Raw genomic sequence first — 18,538 nt, 5'->3', positions numbered from 1 at the left:
CACTGAGGAGTCGTAAGGCATGTACGACAGAACCTTAAGGACTCCTCCGTGGCAGCTCCCTCCCACCGCCGGTCCCTCCGCAAGCGGCGCGCCCTCGCCGTGTCCGCCGCCGTCGTGGCCGCGGCCGCCGGCGCCGGGGTGTTCGTGCTGAACGCGAACGCCGCCGCCGTCGACCTGTACCACCAGACCCTCGCCGCCGAGGACGGCTGGGCCGCCTCGGGCACGGGGACCACCGGCGGCGCGAAGGCCGACTCCGCGCACACCTTCACCGTCTCCACCCGGGCCCAGCTCGTGAAGGCGCTGGGCTCGGTCTCGGACACCACGCCCCGCATCGTCAAGGTCAAGGGCACGATCGACGCCAACACCGACGACAGCGGCAGGAAGCTGACCTGCGCCGACTACGCCTCCGGCACCGGCTACTCGCTGTCGGCGTACCTCAAGGCCTACGACCCGGCCGTCTACGGCCGCTCCAAGCTGCCCTCCGGCACCCAGGAGAAGGCCCGCGCCGCGGCCCAGGACAAGCAGGCGAAGAACATCGTCTTCAAGGTGCCGGCCAACACCACGATCGTGGGCGTGCCCGGCACCGGCGCCGGGATCACCGGCGGCAGCCTCCAGGTGAAGAACGTCGACAACGTCATCATCCGCAATCTGGCCTTCTCCGCCACCGAGGACTGCTTCCCGCAGTGGGACCCGACGGACGGCGACGACGGCAACTGGAACTCCGCGTACGACTCCGTCACCCTGCGCGGCGCCACGCACGTCTGGGCGGACCACAACACCTTCACCGACGCGCCCCACTACGACAAGGCCAACCCCGAGTACTACGGCCGCGAGTACCAGATCCACGACGGCGCCCTCGACATCACCAACGGCTCGGACCTGGTGACCGTCGAGCGCAACCGGTTCACCGACCACGACAAGACGATGCTGATCGGCTCCAGCGACAAGGACAGCACCGGCAAGCTGCGGGTGTCGATTCACCACAACGTGTGGAAGGGCATCGTGCAGCGGGCCCCGCTGGCGCGCATCGGCCAGATCCACCTCTACAACAACGTGTACGACACGACGACCGTCGACGGGTACGCGCCCCTGTACAGCATCAATTCCCGCGCCAAGGCGCAGGTCGTCGCGCAGGCCAACTACTGGACGGTGCCGTCCGGGGGCAAGGTCGCCAAGCTGCTCAGCGGCGACGGCACCGGCTCGGTCGCGGGCAGCGGCAACCTGGTCAACGGCACGGCCACCGACCTGGTCGCCGCGTACAACGCCGCCGGCTCGAAGAAGATCAAGACGACCGTGAACTGGACCCCGGCGCTCACCGCGGGCCTGGAGCCCTCGGCGAAGAACCTGCCGGCACAGCTGGCGGACACGACCGGCGCGGGCGTCCTGAAGTAATCCCGTTTCACGCGAAAGGGTGCCGGGCCCGAACGGCCCGGCACCCTCCGCACGCGGACGGGAGGCGGCGGGGTCAGCCCTCCTCGCCGCCGAAGCGCTCCTTGTACGCCTGAAGGTCCTCGTCCGTCAGCTTGGCGAACAGGACCGGCGGCACCGTGAACGGGGTGCCGGCCGGGACGGCGGTCAGGGCCCTGGCCTCCTCGGCGGTGACCCAGGCGGCGGTGTCGTCCGGCAGGGCGAAGGCGGCGCGCATCGCCGCCGAGGTGGCGGGGATCAGCGGCTCGGAGACCACCGCGTACAGGTGGATCAGGTTCATCGCCGTACGCAGGGTGAGGGCCGCGCCCTCCTTGTCCGTCTTGATCTCCAGCCAGGGGGCCTTCTCCTCCAGGTAGGAGTTGCCGGCCGACCACAGGGCGCGCAGCGCGGCGGCGGCCTTGCGGAACTGGAGGGCCTCCATCTGCTCCTCGTACTCGGCGAGCAGGCGGGCGATCTCCTCGCCGAGCCGTGCCTCCGCCTCGCCGGGCTCGCCGCCGGCCGGGACCTCCTCGCCGAACCGCTTCTTGCTGAAGGACAGCACGCGGTTGACGAAGTTGCCGAGGGTGTCGGCGAGGTCCTTGTTCACCGTGGCGGTGAAGTGCTCCCAGGTGAAGGACGAGTCGTCCGACTCCGGGGCGTTGGCGATCAGGAAGTAGCGCCAGTAGTCGGCGGGCAGGATGTCCAGCGCCTGGTCGGTGAAGACGCCCCGCTTCTGCGAGGTGGAGAACTTGCCGCCGTAGTACGTGAGCCAGTTGAACGCCTTGACGTAGTCGACCTTCTTCCACGGCTCGCGCACGCCCAGCTCGGTGGCCGGGAACATCACCGTGTGGAAGGGGACGTTGTCCTTGGCCATGAACTCGGTGTAGCGGACGGCGTCGTCGGCGTCGTACCACCACGCCTTCCAGTCCCGGTTCTCCGGGTCCTGGCCGGCCCACTCCTTCGTCGCGCCGATGTACTCGATCGGGGCGTCGAACCAGACGTAGAAGACCTTGCCCTCGGCGGCCAGCTCCGGCCAGGTGTCCGCCGGGACCGGGACGCCCCAGTCCAGGTCGCGGGTGATCGCGCGGTCGTGCAGGCCCTCGGTCAGCCACTTGCGGGCGATGGAGGAGGCGAGCTGCGGCCAGTCGTCCTCGTGCCGGGCGACCCACGCCTCGACCTCGTGCTGGAGCTTGGACTGGAGCAGGAAGAGGTGCTTGGTCTCGCGGACCTCCAGCTCGGTGGAGCCGGAGATCGCCGAGCGCGGGTTGATCAGGTCGGTCGGGTCCAGCACACGGGTGCAGTTCTCGCACTGGTCGCCGCGGGCCTTGTCGTAGCCGCAGTGCGGGCAGGTGCCCTCGACGTAGCGGTCCGGCAGGAAGCGGCCGTCGGCCGGGCTGTAGACCTGGCGGATCGCCCGCTCCTCGATGAAGCCGTTCTCGTTCAGCTTGCGGGCGAAGTGCTGGGTGATCTCGACGTTCTCCTGGCTGGAGCTGCGGCCGAAGTAGTCGAAGGCGAGCGCGAAGCCGTCGTAGACCGCCTTCTGCGCGTCGTGCGCCCGGGCGCAGAACTCCGCCACGGGCAGGCCCTGCTCCTTGGCGGCCAGCTCGGCGGGGGTGCCGTGCTCGTCCGTCGCGCAGATGTAGAGCACGTCGTGGCCGCGCCGGCGCAGATAGCGGGAGTAGACGTCCGCCGGGAGCATGGACCCCACCATGTTGCCCAGGTGCTTGATCCCGTTGATGTACGGAAGGGCGCTGGTGATGAGGTGTCGAGCCATCGTGGCTGCTCCCAGGTCGCTGCTTTTCTGCGGTTTCGAACCTTCAAATCGTAGCCGACACGGGTGGGCCGCCCGCTTCCCGTTTCGCGGGGTGGGAAGGGGCGGCCAGGTGACTACGGTCCGTTACGGGCGCCAGTCCGCGAGGACGCCCTCGTACAGCTCGGCGTCCGTCAGCTCGCGGGGGGTGGGGCCGGCGTGGAAGAACGACGCGTTGGGGGTCTTCAGTCTGCGGAGGTAGTCGAACGCCTTGTTGTCGTGGTCACCGAAGGCGACGAAGGAGAAGAAGACGCCGGGGTGGGTCTCCGCGGCCTGGGTGAGGGCCTGGGTGGCGGGGGTCTTGGCGTCGGGGGCGCCGTCGGTCTGGAAGACGACGAGGGCGGGGGCGCGGGTGGCGTCGTTGCCGCCGTGATGGCTGTCGTGGTGGTCGAGTACGGCGGTTACGGCGGCGTGGTAGCTGGTGCGGCCCATGCGGCCGAGGCCGGCGTGCACGTCGTCGATCTTCGTGTCGTGGCCGGGGGCGAGGGTGAGGTCGGTGGTGCCGTCGACCTCCGTGGAGAAGAAGACGACGTGGACCGTGGGGTCGGGGTCGAGGTGGGCGGCGAGGGCGAGGGCCTGGTCGGCGAGGGACTGGGCGGAGCCGTCCTTGTAGTACGGGCGCATGCTCGCGGAGCGGTCCAGCACGAGGTAGAGCTTCGCTCGGGTGCCGGTGAGGTTCTTCTTCCGCAGGGTGGTCGTGGCGGCCTTGTAGGCGGCGGTGAGGGCGGGGGCGCGGGACTTCACCCTGCTGAGGGGGGTGGCGGGTGTGGGCTTGGGCGCGGTCGCCCCGCCTTCGGCGTCCGTGTCGTTGCCGCCCGCACCACCCGTGCGGGTCTCGTCGGCGGCGGCGTGCGGGTCGTTGTCGGCCGACGCCTCGGCTTCGCCTTCGGCGTCCGTGTTCCCACCCGCACCACCCGTGCGGCTTTCGCCGTCGGGTGCGGGTGGCCCCTGTGGGGCGTCCTCGCCGTCGGCGGCCCGCGGGTCCGTCTCCGCCCGCGATCCGGACTCCTGCTCCACGGCGGGCTCCGCGTCCGCCTTCGGCTTCGCCGTGGGCTTCGGTTCCGCGGGGGGTTCCGCGTCCGCCTTCGGCTCCGCCGTGGGCTCGGCGTCCGCCTCCGGCTTCGCCGTGGGCCCCGGTTCCGCCGTGGGCTCCGCGTTCGCCTTCGGTTCGGACCCGGCTGCCGCGTCCGCCTGCGGCTCAGGCCTGGCTGCTGCCTCCGGCTTGTGCTCCGGTCCGGCCTCTGCTGCCGGCTCGGGCTCCGGGTCGGTCGCGGCTGCCGGCTCGGGCTCGGGTGCGGTCTCCGGGGTCGCCTCCGGTTCCGGGGCGGTCTCCGTTGCCGCTTGCGGGTCCGGATGGGCGGGGGTCGGCGTGCCCGGTGCCGTTTCCGGCTCCGCAGCGCTCTCGGGCGCCGACTCCGGTGCTGCCTTCGGCTCCGGGGCGGGCTCGGTTACTGCCTTCGGCTCCGCCGTCACCGGCTCTGCCGGCTTCGGCGCTGCCAGCTTCAGCTCTGCCGTCACCGGCTCCGGTGAAGGGGGGTCCGTCGGTTCCGGAGGGGTCTGGTGGGGGACCTTGACGTGGTCGAAGGCGGCTGCCACCAGGTCGTGTTCCTCGGTGGGGGACTGGCGGGGCTCCGGGGCGGGCGGCTGCTCGGGGGTCTCGGGGGCACCCTCCGGCTCGGTGGCTCGTGGCTTGCGTGAGCGGCCGAACGCGTTCCGCAGGAGAGTGAGAATGCCCATGTGCGCAACCCTTCGCATGAGTTGTAGCCCGTCGATCGCTGGCCAGGACGGACACGTAAGGTTAGCGGCCCGATGGTGCGGGACCGGTCAGCGCGGGGACGTGATCGAGCGGGCCGCCGCCACCTCCTGGCGCAGCGGCTCCAGCACACTGTCCGCGGGCCCGGTGAGATCGGTGCGGACGGCGGTCAGGGTGCGGGCTCGCCGTACCCCGTCGGCCAGCTCCCGCAGTTGCAGGGTCACCTGCGTGATCTCCGCCGGTGACGGGGGCGCCGCGCCGTGCTTGACGCGGACCCGGGCCGCCGTCGTGGCGTCGACGATGCGCTCCACCGCCACCACCAGCGGCCACCACGCGGCGGCCCGCCGCCCGGTCGGCGGCGGTTCGGTCAGGGCCCGCTGGAACTCCGTGCGGACGACGGACAGGTCGCGGTAGAGCCGGCGGCGCATCCGGGCCCGCGCGGCCGGGTCGGTGCCGGGGCCGAACGCCTCCTCGACGTAGACCGCCGTGTCGGCCACCGCGTCGGCCAGCCGGTCGCCCACCCGGGTGTGCCAGCTCTCCGGCCAGCACAGGTAACCGGCCGTCAGGGCGATCGCGCAGCCCAGCAGCGAGTCGTTCAGCCGGGGCAGCAGCAGGGCCGTGCCCTGGCGGTTGAGGACGTCGGACAGCAGGAGGATCACCGGGGTGATGGCCGCGGTCTGGTAGCCGTAGCCCCGCGGGGTCAGGGCGGGGATCAGCGGCGCGAGGAGGAACAGGACCGGGACGTCCCACCAGCCCAGGGGCACCTCGGCGAGGACCACCGCCGCCACCACCAGGCCGGCCACCGTGCCCAGGGCGCGCAGGAGGGCGCGGGAGAACACCGAGCCGAAGTCCGGCTTGAGGACGAAGGTGACGGTCAGCGCGACCCAGTAGGAGCGCGGGACGGGGACCAGCGACACCAGCGCCTGGGCGAGGCCGATGCAGACCGCCAGCCGGACGCCGTAGCGCCAGGAGTTGGCGGACAGCATGACGTTGCGCGCGGCGCGGGCCGTGCGGATGCCGAGCGTGGCCGGCCGGCCCAGGCGGTCGTCGATGCCCCGGGGGTCCACGTCGGGCGCGGCGACGACCTCGGCGGTGTGGCGCAGGGCGTGGTCCACCGCCCGGGCCGTCTCCGTGGTGGGCACGGGGAGGTCCAGGGCGGGCAGGGGGGCCGCGTCCGTCGCCACTCGGCGGGCCAGGGCGCGGACCGCTTCGGGGATCCGCGCGGGCAGCGGGCGGCCCGCCAGATGGGCGGCGGGGGCCGCCTCGATCACCGGGGTGATCGCGTTCAGCCGGGCCAGCAGGCGGGTGAGGTCCGGGCTGCGGCCGTGGTGGCGGGCGCGCCGGGCCAGGATCAGGTCGTAGGAATCGTTCAGCGAGCGGGTGACGGCGCGGCGGGCCTCCTCGTACGCCTCGGCGCGGTCCGTGCCGGCGGTGGCGAGCAGGTCGGCGACCGCGCGGTAGGTGGCGGCGACCGCGGTCCGCTCGGGGATCCCCGCGCGAAGCGGCCAGGCCAGCAGGGCGAGGAGCAGCACCAGCAGGCCGCCGCCGGTCATCAGGGCCGGGGCCAGCCACCAGGGGGACGGCAGCGGCAGGCCCGCGCCGACCACGCAGTTCAGGAGCAGGAGCAGGCCCGACACCGAGGCCACCGCGCCGATCGTGGAGATCATTCCGGAGACCAGCGCGACGCCGGTGACCGCGGCCACCGCGTACCAGCCGTGGCCGTACGCCAGGGTGCCCAGCGTCACCCCGACGGCGCCGAAGAGCTGGGGGACGGCGATGTTGAGGATGCGCATCCGGTAGGCGTCGGCGGTGTCGCCGATGACCCCGGACAGGGCGCCCATGGAGGCGAGGGCGCCGTAGGCCGGGCGGCCCGCGGCGAGGCCGGCCGCCAGCGGGAGGGCCATGGCGACGGCGGCGCGGATCACGGCGGACCGGTTCGCCGGTGCCTGCTGGGGTCTGAGGTTCGCCACCAGCCAGTCGGGAGGGGTCAGGCCGACGGGGAACTCTCGGGGCATGTGCCCATTATGGGTGAGTGGTGGATTTCGGGGGGTTTCCGGGCGACGGGTGAGGGCGGGCCCGGCCAGGGCCTACGCGTCCTCGTCCAGCCGGGTCAGGAACGCGGCGAGGTGCCGGTTGAACTCCTCGGGGCGCTCCAGGCTGGGCAGGTGGGCGGCGCCCTCGACGACGTGCAGGGTGGAGTCGGGCAGGGCCGCGTGCATCTCCTCGGCGTCGGTGACGGGGGTGTAGGTGTCGTCGGCGCCGACCAGCACCAGGGCGGGCACGGTGACCTTCGTCAACAGCGCGCGGTAGTCGGGGCGTTCGGCCCGGCCGCGCAGGGACGCCGCGGCGCCCTCGGGCGGGGTGGCCGTCATCATGCGGTGCACGTGCGCCTTGACCTCGGGGTCGGCGTAGGGGGCGACCATCTTCTCCAGCACCTCGTCGGCGTAGCCCCGCATGCCCTCGGCCAGCAGCCGGTCGGCCATGGCGTTGCGGCCCCGTCTGCCCTCCGGGGTCTCGGCGGCGGGGAAGGTGTCGGCGAGGACCAGGCCGCGGATCCGGTCGCCGAAGCGGTCGTAGCACTCCATGACGATCTGGCCGCCCATGGACAGGCCGGCCAGGACGAAGGAGTCCACGGAGAGGTGGTCCAGGAGGTCGGCGATGTCCTCGGCGTGGCGGGAGAGCGGGACCGTTCCGGGGGTCACGGGGGAGGCGCCGTAGCCGCGCAGGTCGGGGGCGATCACCCGGCGGCCGGCGGAGAACTCCGCCAGTTGCGGGTGCCACATCGTGCGGTCGAAGGGATGGCCGTGGACGAGGACGAGGGGAGGCCGGGAAGAGTTTTCGGGGCCTTTGTCCTCGAATGCGAGGAAGGGGGGCATGGTCACGACCCTAGGCGCGGGCGCTTGCTCGGCGCAATAAGATCTTTGCCCTCGGTGCAATTCAACGCGCCGGAGAACAGGGGTGCTTGTGGACGACTACCGGCGCATCGCGGACCGGATCGCGGCCGACATCACCGGCGGGCGGCTCCGCCCCGGTGAGCGGCTGCCCCCGCAGCGCGCGTTCGCCCGGCGGCACGGCATCGCGCCGTCCACGGCCGGCCGGGTCTACGCCGAACTCGTGCGCCGGGGGCTGGTGGTGGGCGAGGTCGGGCGCGGCACCTTCGTCCGGGCCACCGCGCCGGACGGGCAGCCGGGGCTCGCCCTCACCGAGGCGGCCGGCGCCCCGCTGGTGAACCTGGAGCTGAACTACCCGTCCGCGCCCGGCCAGGCCGAGCTGCTGGCCCCCGCCCTCGCCGCCCTGCTGCGGCCGGACGCGCTCGGCCAGGCGCTGCGGCCGGCCGCCGCCACGGGCACCCCGGCGGCCCGGGAGGCGGTCGCCGCGCTGCTGGCCCGGGGCGGGCCGCGGTGCGGGCCGGAGCGGATCGTGTTCACCGGCAACGCCCGCCAGGCGATCGCCGCCGCGCTCGCCTCGCTGGTGCGGCCCGGCGGCCGGGTCGGGGTGGAACCGCTGACGTATCCGCTGGTCAAGGAGATCGCGGCGCGTCTCGGCGTGCTCCTCGTGCCGCTCGCCACGGACGCCGAGGGGCCCGTGCCCGAGTCGGTGGCCGACGCCCACCGCGCCGCGCCGCTGTCCGCCCTCTACCTCCAGCCCGCCCTGCACAATCCGACCTCGCTGACCACGAGCGCCGGGCGGCTGCGGCAGCTCGCCGACTGTGTCCACAGGCTGGGGATACCGGTGGTCGAGGACCGCATCTGGGCCTTCCTCCAGCCGGGCGGCACACCCGCGCTCGCCGCGCTCGCGCCCGGCCTGGTGCACCTCGTCGACAGCCTGTCCAAGCGGGTCGCGCCCGGGCTCACCGCCGGATTCGTCGTCGCGCCCCCGGGCCGCGTCGAGGCGGTGGCGCGGGCCGTCCGGTCCGGCGGGTGGAGCGCGGGCGGCTTCGCGCTGGAGGCGGTGGTGCGCTGGCTCGGCGACGGCACCGTGGACCGGCTGGTGGCCGCGAAGCGGCAGGACGCGCGGCGGCGGCAGCGGCTGCTCGCCGAGAGGCTGGCCGGGTTCTCCGTACGCTCCGACCCGGCCGCCTACTTCGCCTGGTGGGAGCTGCCGGCGCCGTGGCGGGCGGACACCTTCACGGCCGCCGCGCTGGACCGCGGGATCGCCGTCACCCCGGGCACGGCCTTCGCCGTCGGCACCGGCCGGGCCCCGGACGCGGTCAGGCTCGGCCTCGGCTCGGCACCGGAGCGCGAACTGGCACGGGCACTGTCGACGCTCGCCGGTCTCGCGCGGGAGGGGGCGGGCGCGGGCGGCGGGTGAGCCGGGGGGAGAGGCCGAGGCTTCGGTGCGGTCGTGGGCGGGTGCGGGTGACGCTCGCCGGTCCCGCGCGGGAGGGGGGCAGACGCGGCCGGCGGGTGAGCCGGGGGGTGAGGCCGAGCGGCGGGTGTGGTCGTGGCCGCCGTGTCGGCCGGCGAGCGCTGTCACTCCGGGGACGGCCTTCGCGTGCGGACCGGCGGGCTCGGGCGCGGTGGGGCGAGGGTCGTGGGTCCGGCGCGGGAGGGGTGGGCGCGGGCGGTGTGTGAGCCGGGTGGGGGCGTGGGCGTGGCTGTGGGGTCGGCGGGGGCGCGTTGTGGCGCCGGAGACGGCCTTCGCGTGGGGACCGGTGGGCTCCGGGCGTGGGCGGGTGCCGCGGGTCCGGCGCGGTGGGCGCGGGCGGTGTGTGAGCCGGGTGGGGGCGTGGGCGTGGCTGTGGGGTCGGCGGGGGCGCGTTGTGGCGCCGGGGGACGGCCTTCGCGTGGGGACTGGTGGGCTCCGGGCGTGGGCGGGCGTGGGCGGGGGTCGCGGGTCCGGCGCGGTGGGCGCGGGCGGTGTGTGAGCCGGGTGGGGGTGTGGGGTCGGCGGGGTCACCGTCGCGGTGGGCGGTGGGTGGTCAGGCCCGGGCCCGGGTCGGGGCCGGGGTGGGTGCCGGCGCGGGGGACGGTGACGCCCGCCGGTCCCGGGCGGGGCGGGGCAGGCGCAGCCGGCGGGTGAGCCAGGCGGCGAGGGCGACGGTGAGCCCGAGGCCGAGCAGCAGCCAGGCGGCGTCGCGCAGCGGAGCGGTCAGGGCGTCGTAGACCGCGCCCGCGGCGGCGCCGTGCGACACCCCGGCGGGCAGGTCGGCCAGGGTCAGGGCACGCCCGACGCGGAGCGCGAGGACCAGCAGCACGCCGCCCAGGGCCGTGCCCAGGGCGGTGGCGGCCACGGCCCGGCGCCGGCGGACGGCGAGCGCGATCCCGCCGGCGGCGAACGCCACGGACGCGGCCGGCAGCCAGGAACCGGCGACTTCGAGCACGTGGTACCCCTTCCGGAGGGCGGTCAGCCGGCCCGCCGGGAGCACGGCGACCATGGTGTGCTCCACCGGGATGCGCGCGGCGAGCGGCACGTGGTCGTGCGTGAGCTGGCGTTTGACCTGCGCGGTGACGGGGGCCAAATCGATGGTGACGGCGCGTTCGTCCCGCCCGCGCAGGGCGCGCAGCACGGCGTCGTGGGTGACCCGGTTGCCGGTGTCCCAGCCCAGCCGGAAGGCCCGGGTGTGGGTGAAGGAGCGCACCGCGTCGCGCACGTACGGGCGCACCGCGTCGCGCACGAACGGGCGCACCGGGCCGGGCGCCGGACGGACGTCCAGGTGCTGGTCGACGGCGCGCAGGAGGCCGTCGCCGACGGTGTCCGCGACGGCCTCCCGCACGGCCGGGTCGGCGGCGAGCGGCGCCATGGCGGTGACGTACCGGCCCGTGTCGGCCAGCCCGTACGCCGCCCAGGCCGCCAGCGCGCCGAACGGGACGAGGAGGCAGGACAGGGCGATCAGTACGGCCGACAGGGCGCTCCTGAGGCGTCGTGGGGGCACAGGTCCAGGCAAGGCCCTCCGGGGCCCGCGCGCGAGCGGGAGCACTGCGTTCGGGCGGCGCAAGGACCCGCTTGGCGGAACGGGGACCCCGCTCGGCGCGAGGGAGCGTTCCGCGCCCGGGCGTACGCCGACGTACGCCGACCCGCGGGAACGCCGACGTGCGCCGCACGCACGCCGGCGTGAGCCCGGGCGCCGCCGCTCAGCGGACCCGGCGCCCGAAGGCGTCCTCCCGCGTGTAGTAGCGGTAGAAGAACGCCATGAAGGTGCCCGCCGCGACCAGCAGGGACATCACCAGGGAACGCAGCACCGGCTTGCCGGTCTGGGCGTACAGGAAACCGAACGCGCAGCCGACGAACGCCGTCCACAGCAGCGCGTGCACCTCCCGCGGCATCCGGGGCGCCAGCGCCAGCAGCGCCATGCACAGCACCGCGAACACCAGCGCGCTGACGAAGCCGAGCAGCAGGTTCCAGCCGGTGATCGGGCCGCCGGAACGGTTGTTGGCCGCCACCCAGTAGCCGTAGACGAGGCCCAGCACGACCGGCGCGGCGAGCCGGGCCAGCCGGTGGGTGCGGGCGTCGAAGACGTCGGGCGGGCGGGCGCGGACATCGGTCGCCCGGCCCTCCACCTCGGGCGTGCGGCCGGGCCGGGACATGCCGCCGGGCGCGGGTGCCGCTTGAGCCATGAGGGCACTCCTCTCTCCTCGCCCCCGATCCGCCCCCGCTACCAGGGCACACCGGCGGACAGGGCACGGCAACTCGGCCAGGAGGGTGGACGGTGCCCGGATGCGTGCGGATCTCCCCCGTGCTTCGCTGAGGACATGGAGGGCTGCCGGCCGTGACGTGGATGGAGTACGGGCGGCGACCGCTGCTGCGGGTGCGCGGACGGAGCGTCGCCTGGCTGCTCCCGCTGCTGCTCCTCACCGGCGTCGTCCTGCTGGACTTCGCCACCGGGGAGAGACTGCGGATGATCTCCTGGATCGTCCTGGTCCCGGGCATCTCCTCGGCGATCTGCGGGGCCTGGACGACGGCCGGGTACGGGCTGCTGGCCGTCGCGGCGTACGTGCTCGTGGACAGTGCCTGGCCCGAGCAGTACCAGGCCGGGCTCGGCGACTTCATCCTGGTCGCCGTCGGCGGCGCCCTGGCCACCCTCGCCGCCGCCGTGCGCGTGCGCCGGGAACGGCAGGTCGTGCACATCCGGGACATCGCCGACACCACCCGGCGCACCGTGCTGCGCCCGCTGCCGCCCGACTGGGCCGGGCTGGAGCAGGCCGGGGTGTATCTGGCGGCCGACGTCGAGGCCCGGGTCGGCGGCGACTTCTACGACATCCAGCCCAGCCCGCACGGCACCCGTGTCCTGGTCGGCGACGTCCAGGGAAAGGGCCTCGGCGCGGTGGAGGCCGCCGCCGCGCTGCTCGGCACCTTCCGCGAGGCCGGCTACCACGAGAAGGATCTCGCGACCGTCGCCGAGCGGCTGGAGACCCGGATGCTGCGCCACCGCTCGCACACCGTCGCGCTCGGCGGGGCCGACGGCGACCGGTTCGCCACGGCCGCGCTGATCGCGTTCCCCGCGGACACGCCCGGGACCGTCGAGATGGTCAACTTCGGCCACGAACCGCCGCTCGCCGTCGGCCCGCACGGGGTGCGCGAGCTGCCCAGCGGCGACGGGATGCCGCTCGGCTGCGCCGACCTCGCGGGCGGCCTGCCGCCCGTGCGGCGGGTGCCGCTGGCCCCGGAGGAGACACTGCTGCTGGTCACCGACGGGGTGACCGAGGCCCGCGACGGGTCCGGCGACTTCTACGACCTGACCCGCGAGGTCGCCCGCGCGGTCCGCGCCGACCCGCGCCGGGCCGCCCCGCACCGGCTGGTCCGCCGGGTCCGCGACGGCGTGCTGCGGCACGGCGGGGGCCGGCTGGCGGACGACACCACGATCTTCGCGGTGCGGCGGCTGGCGGGCGGCGGCGGCCCGCCGGGCGAAGACCTCGAACAGGGGCGTTTGCGGTACTGAGGCCCCGGTGCGCGGCGCCAGCGGTTACGGTGCTGGCTGGAGAGCGGATCTACGAGGGCCTCGGGACCGGAGGGCCCCACGGGCTCCGCAGGGTGACAGGGGGAGGCACGATGCCCGGAACCGTGCTGCTGCTCGCGGCCTCGCCGGTGGGCCGCGGGCGCCTGGTGGACGCGGCCGGTGTCCTGCCGGTGCTGGCGGCCGTCGCCCCCGCCGTGCTGTCCGGCACCGACACCGCGAACGTCGTCGAACTCGCCGACCCGCTGGAACCGCAGGCCGTCCTCACCCGGCTGCGGGCCGCCGCGGCGGCGCCCGGGCCGCTCACCGTGTACCTCACCGGGCAACTCCACCTGGACCGGCGCCAGCACCGGCCCCATCTGGCCCTGGCCCGCACCACCGCGGCCACCGTCCGCTACACCGCGCTGCCCTGGCACTGGATCCGCGAGGAACTGCGCCTGCGCTCGGCCGCGGACACCGCGCTGATCGTCGACCTGCACGCCGACGCCGAGACCTGGCGGCACATCACCGAGCGCGGCCTCGACTGCGGCCCCTCCACCGCCGTGTACGGCCGGGTCGCCCCGCCGGCCGGCCGGCGCCTGGCCGAACCGGCGTACATGAAGACGGTCGCCACCCTCCTGCGCAGCGGCCGCCGCCCCCCGCTGGGCACCCTCCACGAACAGGCCCTGAGCCGCGTCCCCGAGGAGACCAGGGGCAACCTGCTGCTGGCGCACCCGGGCGGTCACGCGGCGGGCCCCCTGTTTCCGCCGGACCGGGTGCCGGTGGCCCCGGCGCCGTGGGGGCCCGCCGGGGAACCGCCCGGCGCGGTGGCCGGTGGTGTGCCGGGCCGCGCGGCGGAGCGGTCCGTGCCCGCCGACGGCCCGCCCGAGGCGGCTCCCGCCGATCCGCACGCCGCCATCAGCGCGGCCGTGCGGGACGGGCGGCACCGGGAGGCGGACGGGCTGGCCGCGCGGTACGAGGAGGACGCCGTGCGGGCGTACGGCGACGGCTCCGAGCAGGCGCTGCACTGGCGGGAGGTCCGGGCCGACCTGGCGATGTTCGCCGGGGACCCGGTGCGCAGCTGCCGGGCCTGGCTGGCGGTGGCCGAGGCCCGCCTCGCCGCCGGCCAGGCGGCGGACGCGCCCGCCGTGGAGGCGGCCGTGGACCGCGCCCACCACCAGTGGGGCCGCATCGAGGACACGGCGCGGGCCCGGGAGATCGGACCCGCGCTCGCGGAGCTGCGCCTCAGGGTGCCCGGACGCCGCAGCGGCGCCCTGGAGAACATCCGGCGCCAGCTGGGCCGCCTCCAGGCCGCCCCCTAGGCCCCGTCGTCACTTGGTGAAGGTGAAGTACTGCCAGGCGCCGTGCGTCGTGGAGTTCACCGTGTCACCGGACGAGCCGTTGACGTACGACGAGCGGACCCGGAAGCGCCAGCCGACGTCCTCGCCGTGGTCGCCGGTGATGCTGACCTTGGACACGCCGTCGGAGCCCAGCTTGAAGTACGCCGGGTCGCTCGGGTACCAGCGGCCCTGGTAGTACACCTCGAACTCGAACTTCTGCGCCCGCTCCCGGTAGTACGACATCCTGGTCGTGACCAGCGGGTTCTTGTTCTTGTGGAAGAAGTGGTACGTGTGGCCCCACGTCGACTTCTTCTTGTAGTGACCGGAGAGCGAGGTGGACACGCCGACCTTGGCGCCGACCGTGCTGGACGCGGCGGCCGACGTGTACCGGGAGTCGCCCGAGAACTTGGCGGTGACCTTGGTGTCCCGCTTCAGGTCGAGGGTGACCGACAGGTTGCCGTCGGCGTTGACCTTCCCGGACTTCACCAGCTTGTTCGGCTGGTCGGAGCCGAAGGGGTCGGCCCAGATCTCCACCGTGCGGTTCTTGTACGTCTTGCCGAGGTGCGCGGTGAACTTGACGTCCTTGCCGTACGCGTACACCTTGCCGTTGTTGTCGACGGTCAGCGCCGGCTTGGCGCGGGAGACGTTCACCGAGTCCGAACCCGAGCCCGCCGTGTGCCCGGCGTCGCCCGCGTAGGCCACCGTGTACTTCACCTTGCCGCCGGCCGGCGGGGTGTCGGTGAAGGAGAACGTGCCGTCGGCCTTGGTGACCGCCGCAGGCAGTGCCTTGCCCTTCGGGGACTCCAGGTCGGTGCGGGTCACGGTCAGCTTCGTCCCGGCGGGCAGGGCGGTCTTGGCGGTGGCCTTGCCCTTGACGGCGAGCTGCTTGGCGCGGGTCGCGGTGGCCGGCGCGTCCACGGTGACGGTGGTGGCCGCCTTGGCGGGCGAGGTGAGCACGCGCAGCGAGATCACGCCCCGGCTGTCGGTGGTCACCGCGAACAGCCGGGAGCCGTCCGGGGCCCAGGCCAGACCGGCGCGGACCAGCAGGTCGGAGCCGGAACCGGTGCCGGTGTTAGGGAAGTCGTAGGTGCGCACCGCCTCGCTGCTGCCCGGCCGGAAGATGTACACGTCCGGGTCGTATGTGCCGTCGATGCCGGCCGCGACCGTGCCGTCGGGCGCGATGGCGACCGAGTTCGGGTACGCGTCCGTGACGTACTTGCCGTCCTCGTTCAGGTCGGCGGTGCGGAACACCTGCTGGTAGTACGGCGCGCCGCTGGCCACCACGACGTCCTTGCCGTCGGGGGTGACCTGGAGGTCGCCGAGGTTGCTGCCCGCCTCGCGGGTGCTCGCCAGCTTGGTGGCGGTGCCCGAGGAGACGTCGTACGAGGCCAGTTCGACCGGGCTCTGCCCGAGGGCGCCCGCGACGAGCGTGTCCGAGCCGGGCGCGGCGTCCAGCAGCGGGGCCGCGTACCAGTCGCCGTCCTGGCCGAGGGTGACCTTGTGGTCCTCGGCGGTCAGGTCCACGGAGCCGAGGTTGCCCGCGGCGGCGCCGCCGTAGCCGAACCACAGCCTGCCGCCCGCGAGGGCGATGCTGAGCGGCTTGTCGCCGACCTCGTAGCGCGTGGTCTCGGTGTCGGTGGCGGTGTCGAAGACCGCGATGGCGTCGAGGTCCTGCACGGCCGCGTAGAGCGTGCCGGAGTCGGCGGACAGCTCCAGGCCGTGGACGCCGGACAGGTTGGTGGTGATCTGCTTGACGACCTTGCCGGCGAAGTCGGTGACGACGATCTTGCCGTTCAGCGGATCGCTGACGAAGACCTGCCGGTGCACGGCGTCCACGACGATGTCACCGGTCTGCCGCACCGGCAGGACGGCGCTGGAGTCGGCGATCGCCGGGGTGGCGGCCAGGGCCGCCGAACTGATCAGGACCGCCAGGGTGGTGGCGGCCGTGAGAGAGCGCTTGCGCACGCTGATTCGAACCCCCCGGAACGAATGAAAGACATGGGTGCCCGCGCGGATACGGCTGTCCGTGGGTCCCCTGTGCGTGAGCCGTGGGCCGCGCGTGACGAGTGAGCAAAGCGTAGGTCATGTCACTGACAAGGGGCATCCGGGTTCCTGGGGCGGGAGTGGCTTTCGGACGTGCGGGGAGACGCCGTTGTCCCCACCCGCGGAATCTTCACCCGCGACCGCTGAGAGCGGCGGGCCTCGCGTCCGTACCGCCTGGGCGTACCGGACGCGCGTACGGGCACGCGGCGCTGGACAGCACCTGCCGGAGGACCGCCCCCCTGCTGAACGTCACGCTGCCCGACGAGGCGAGCCCCCAGCAGCGGGGCTTCGCGCGGCAGCCGAACGGGGAGAGCGGCAGGCGGTCCGGCACCGACTTCGCGCTGGTCGACTTCGACCAGACCCTGTTCCGGCGGACCGCCCCGCCCAGGCTGCCGGACTCCGACCCGACCCCGCCGCCCCCGGCCGCCGGCCGGCCGGAGGTGGTCCTCACCCCGCCGCCGTCGGCCACCTCCACCCCGGTGGACATCGACGGCACCGCGGCCGGCACCACTCCCGGCCCCGGGGCCGGGACGAGCCCGTCCCCACCGGCCGGCTGACCACCCCCACGGCGACCACGCCCGGCCGGGCCTGTCGCCGGGGGGCCGCGCCCGGTCGGGGCGGTCACGTGACCGTGGCCGGTTACGCCAGCCACACGGTGGTGTCCGGTGGCAGCACCCCGCCGCCCGGCAGCGGCGTACTGCTCAGACGGACCTCGCCGGGCGGCAGCGGCACCGGCTCGCCGCCCAGGTTGGTGACGCTGCGCCAGGCCCCGGTACGGGTGAAGTCCAGCACCCCGGCGGGCGCGTGGGGCGTCCAGGTCAGCGTCTCGCCGTCCAGCAGCTTGCGGCGCAGCCGCAGGGCCGTGCGGTACAGCTCCAGCGTGGAGCCCTCCGTACCGGCCTGCGCCTCCACCGCGTACGCCGCGAAGGACGCGGGCTGCGGCAGCCAGCCGGCGCCGGGCCCGAAGCCGTACGACGGTCCGGTCGGCGTCCACGGCAGCGGCACCCGGCAGCCGTCGCGGCCCTTGCGGGTGTGACCGGTCTGCTCCCAGATCGGGTCCTGGAGCACCTCCGTGGGCAGGTCGGCGACCTCGGGCAGGCCGAGTTCCTCGCCCTGGTACAGATACGCCGAACCGGGCAGCGCCAGCATCAGCAGGGTCGCCGCCCGGGCCCGGCGCAGCCCGGCCGCCGGATCGACCGCGGGCGCCGTGCCGTGGGTGAGCAGCCAGGCGTCCGGGTCGGTGCCGGGCGGCAGCACGAGCCGGGAGGCGTGCCGTACGACATCGTGGTTGGACAGCACCCAGGTCGCGGAGGCCCCGGCGGCGTGGGCCGTGGCCAGCGCGTCGGCGATGACCCCGCGCAGCTCCTCCGCGTCCCAGCCGGCCTCCAGGTACTCGAAGTTGAACGCCTGGCCGAGTTCGTCGGGCCGGGCGTACAGGGCCCGCCGCTCGCCCGGCACCCAGGCCTCGGCGACGGCCATGCGCGGCGGGCGGTAGGCGTCGAAGATCTTGCGCCAGTCCCGGTAGATCTCGTGCACCTCGTCCCGGTCCCAGTACGGGTGGCTGCCGGGCGGCAGGTGCCGCAGGGCGGACTCGCCGGTCGTGCTGTGGGCGCCGAGGTCCCGCAGCGGCTCGGTGAGGTCCTTGGCCAGGCCGTGGGCGACGTCCACGCGGAAGCCGTCCACGCCCCGGTCGGACCAGAACCGCAACGTGGTGCGGAAGTCGGCACGGACCTCCTCGTTGTCCCAGTTCAGGTCGGGCTGCTCGGGGGCGAACAGATGCAGGTACCACTCGCCGTCGGGCACCCGCCGCCAGGCGCTGCCGCCGAACACCGACCGCCAGTCGGTGGGCGGCAGTTCGCCGTGCGCGCCGCGCCCCGGGCGGAAGACGTACCGCTCGCGGGCGGCCGAACCGGGCCCGGCGCGCAGCGCCTCCCGGAACCAGGGGTGCAGATGGGAGGTGTGGTTGGGCACGAGGTCCACGACGACCTTCAGACCGAGCCGGTGCGCCTCGGCGGCCAGCGCGTCGAAGTCGTCCAGGGTGCCCAGGCGCTCGTCGACACCGCGCGGGTCGATGACGTCGTAGCCGCCGTCGGCGAGTTCGGAGGGGTAGAAGGGGCTCAGCCACAGGGCGTCGACGCCGAGCGCGGCGAGGTGGGACAGCCGCTCGGTCAGGCCCCGGAGGTCACCGAGGCCGTCGCCGTCGGCGTCGGCGAAACTGCGCGGATAGACCTGGTAGACGACGGCCTGGCGCCACCAGTCGGGGTTCCTGGACGAGAGGTCCGGCGGGCGGTCTGCCATACGGGCTCCCAAGG

13 protein-coding genes are annotated in these 18,538 nt (G+C 74.5%); 5 read left to right on the top strand and 8 right to left on the bottom strand.

Features of this window, described 5'->3' with window-relative positions; translation table 11 throughout:
• Nucleotides 1-48: 48 nt before the first annotated feature.
• Nucleotides 49-1,392 carry a pectate lyase family protein gene (locus ACZ4W9_RS14890; RefSeq protein ID WP_467935667.1) on the top strand — a complete coding sequence of 448 codons (1,344 nt, stop codon included), beginning with the start codon at nucleotides 49-51 and terminating at the stop codon, nucleotides 1,390-1,392.
• 73 nt (nucleotides 1,393-1,465) lie between these two features.
• Here the strand turns inward: ACZ4W9_RS14890 and metG are convergent, their stop codons facing one another.
• The 4 genes from metG to ACZ4W9_RS14870 all read right to left on the bottom strand — a co-directional run bounded on the left by metG (nucleotide 1,466) and on the right by ACZ4W9_RS14870 (nucleotide 7,846).
• Nucleotides 1,466-3,181, bottom strand: coding sequence for a methionine--tRNA ligase (metG, locus tag ACZ4W9_RS14885; protein WP_467935666.1), 1,716 nt, complete (start codon nucleotides 3,179-3,181; stop codon nucleotides 1,466-1,468).
• 123 nt (nucleotides 3,182-3,304) lie between these two features.
• Nucleotides 3,305-4,954, bottom strand: a complete 1,650-nt coding sequence (locus ACZ4W9_RS14880) for a VWA domain-containing protein (RefSeq protein ID WP_467935664.1) — start codon at nucleotides 4,952-4,954, stop codon at nucleotides 3,305-3,307.
• An 87-nt stretch (nucleotides 4,955-5,041) separates the two neighbouring features.
• Nucleotides 5,042-6,985: an FUSC family protein gene (locus ACZ4W9_RS14875; protein ID WP_467935663.1), complete on the bottom strand. Its 1,944-nt coding sequence runs from the start codon at nucleotides 6,983-6,985 to the stop codon at nucleotides 5,042-5,044.
• A gap of 72 nt (nucleotides 6,986-7,057) precedes the next feature.
• Nucleotides 7,058-7,846, bottom strand: a complete 789-nt coding sequence (locus ACZ4W9_RS14870) for an alpha/beta fold hydrolase (RefSeq protein WP_467935662.1) — start codon at nucleotides 7,844-7,846, stop codon at nucleotides 7,058-7,060.
• Nucleotides 7,847-7,934: 88 nt separating this feature from the next.
• Between ACZ4W9_RS14870 and ACZ4W9_RS14865 the strand changes: the two genes are divergently transcribed.
• On the top strand, nucleotides 7,935-9,281 hold the full coding sequence (locus ACZ4W9_RS14865; RefSeq protein WP_467935724.1) for an aminotransferase-like domain-containing protein: 1,347 nt from the start codon (nucleotides 7,935-7,937) through the stop codon (nucleotides 9,279-9,281).
• A gap of 610 nt (nucleotides 9,282-9,891) precedes the next feature.
• On the opposite strand, the gene ACZ4W9_RS14860 is transcribed toward ACZ4W9_RS14865, so the two are convergent.
• Nucleotides 9,892-10,845 carry a hypothetical protein gene (locus tag ACZ4W9_RS14860; RefSeq protein ID WP_467935660.1) on the bottom strand — a complete coding sequence of 318 codons (954 nt, stop codon included), beginning with the start codon at nucleotides 10,843-10,845 and terminating at the stop codon, nucleotides 9,892-9,894.
• A gap of 199 nt (nucleotides 10,846-11,044) precedes the next feature.
• Nucleotides 11,045-11,527 carry a hypothetical protein gene (locus tag ACZ4W9_RS14855; RefSeq protein WP_467935659.1) on the bottom strand — a complete coding sequence of 161 codons (483 nt, stop codon included), beginning with the start codon at nucleotides 11,525-11,527 and terminating at the stop codon, nucleotides 11,045-11,047.
• 161 nt (nucleotides 11,528-11,688) lie between these two features.
• Here ACZ4W9_RS14855 and ACZ4W9_RS14850 point away from each other — a divergent pair, with 161 nt between their 5' ends.
• Both ACZ4W9_RS14850 and ACZ4W9_RS14845 read left to right on the top strand, forming a co-directional pair.
• The gene (locus ACZ4W9_RS14850) at nucleotides 11,689-12,849 is read left to right on the top strand and encodes a PP2C family protein-serine/threonine phosphatase (protein ID WP_467935723.1); all 1,161 of its coding nucleotides are present in this window, start codon (nucleotides 11,689-11,691) and stop codon (nucleotides 12,847-12,849) included.
• A 110-nt stretch (nucleotides 12,850-12,959) separates the two neighbouring features.
• The gene (locus ACZ4W9_RS14845; RefSeq protein WP_467935658.1) at nucleotides 12,960-14,165 is read left to right on the top strand and encodes a hypothetical protein; all 1,206 of its coding nucleotides are present in this window, start codon (nucleotides 12,960-12,962) and stop codon (nucleotides 14,163-14,165) included.
• Between the two features lie 9 nt (nucleotides 14,166-14,174).
• On the opposite strand, the gene ACZ4W9_RS14840 is transcribed toward ACZ4W9_RS14845, so the two are convergent.
• On the bottom strand, nucleotides 14,175-16,148 hold the full coding sequence (locus tag ACZ4W9_RS14840; RefSeq protein WP_467935657.1) for a YncE family protein: 1,974 nt from the start codon (nucleotides 16,146-16,148) through the stop codon (nucleotides 14,175-14,177).
• A 158-nt stretch (nucleotides 16,149-16,306) separates the two neighbouring features.
• Between ACZ4W9_RS14840 and ACZ4W9_RS14835 the strand changes: the two genes are divergently transcribed.
• Nucleotides 16,307-16,783 carry a hypothetical protein gene (locus ACZ4W9_RS14835; protein ID WP_467935655.1) on the top strand — a complete coding sequence of 159 codons (477 nt, stop codon included), beginning with the start codon at nucleotides 16,307-16,309 and terminating at the stop codon, nucleotides 16,781-16,783.
• An 82-nt stretch (nucleotides 16,784-16,865) separates the two neighbouring features.
• Here the strand turns inward: ACZ4W9_RS14835 and ACZ4W9_RS14830 are convergent, their stop codons facing one another.
• Complete coding sequence (locus ACZ4W9_RS14830) at nucleotides 16,866-18,524, bottom strand: glycoside hydrolase family 13 protein (RefSeq protein WP_467935654.1); 1,659 nt, start codon at nucleotides 18,522-18,524, stop codon at nucleotides 16,866-16,868.
• Nucleotides 18,525-18,538: the final 14 nt, after the last annotated feature.

This window comes from Streptomyces sp. NPDC029296 (assembly GCF_055569255.1).
This window is presented reverse-complemented; position numbering and strand designations above follow the sequence as displayed.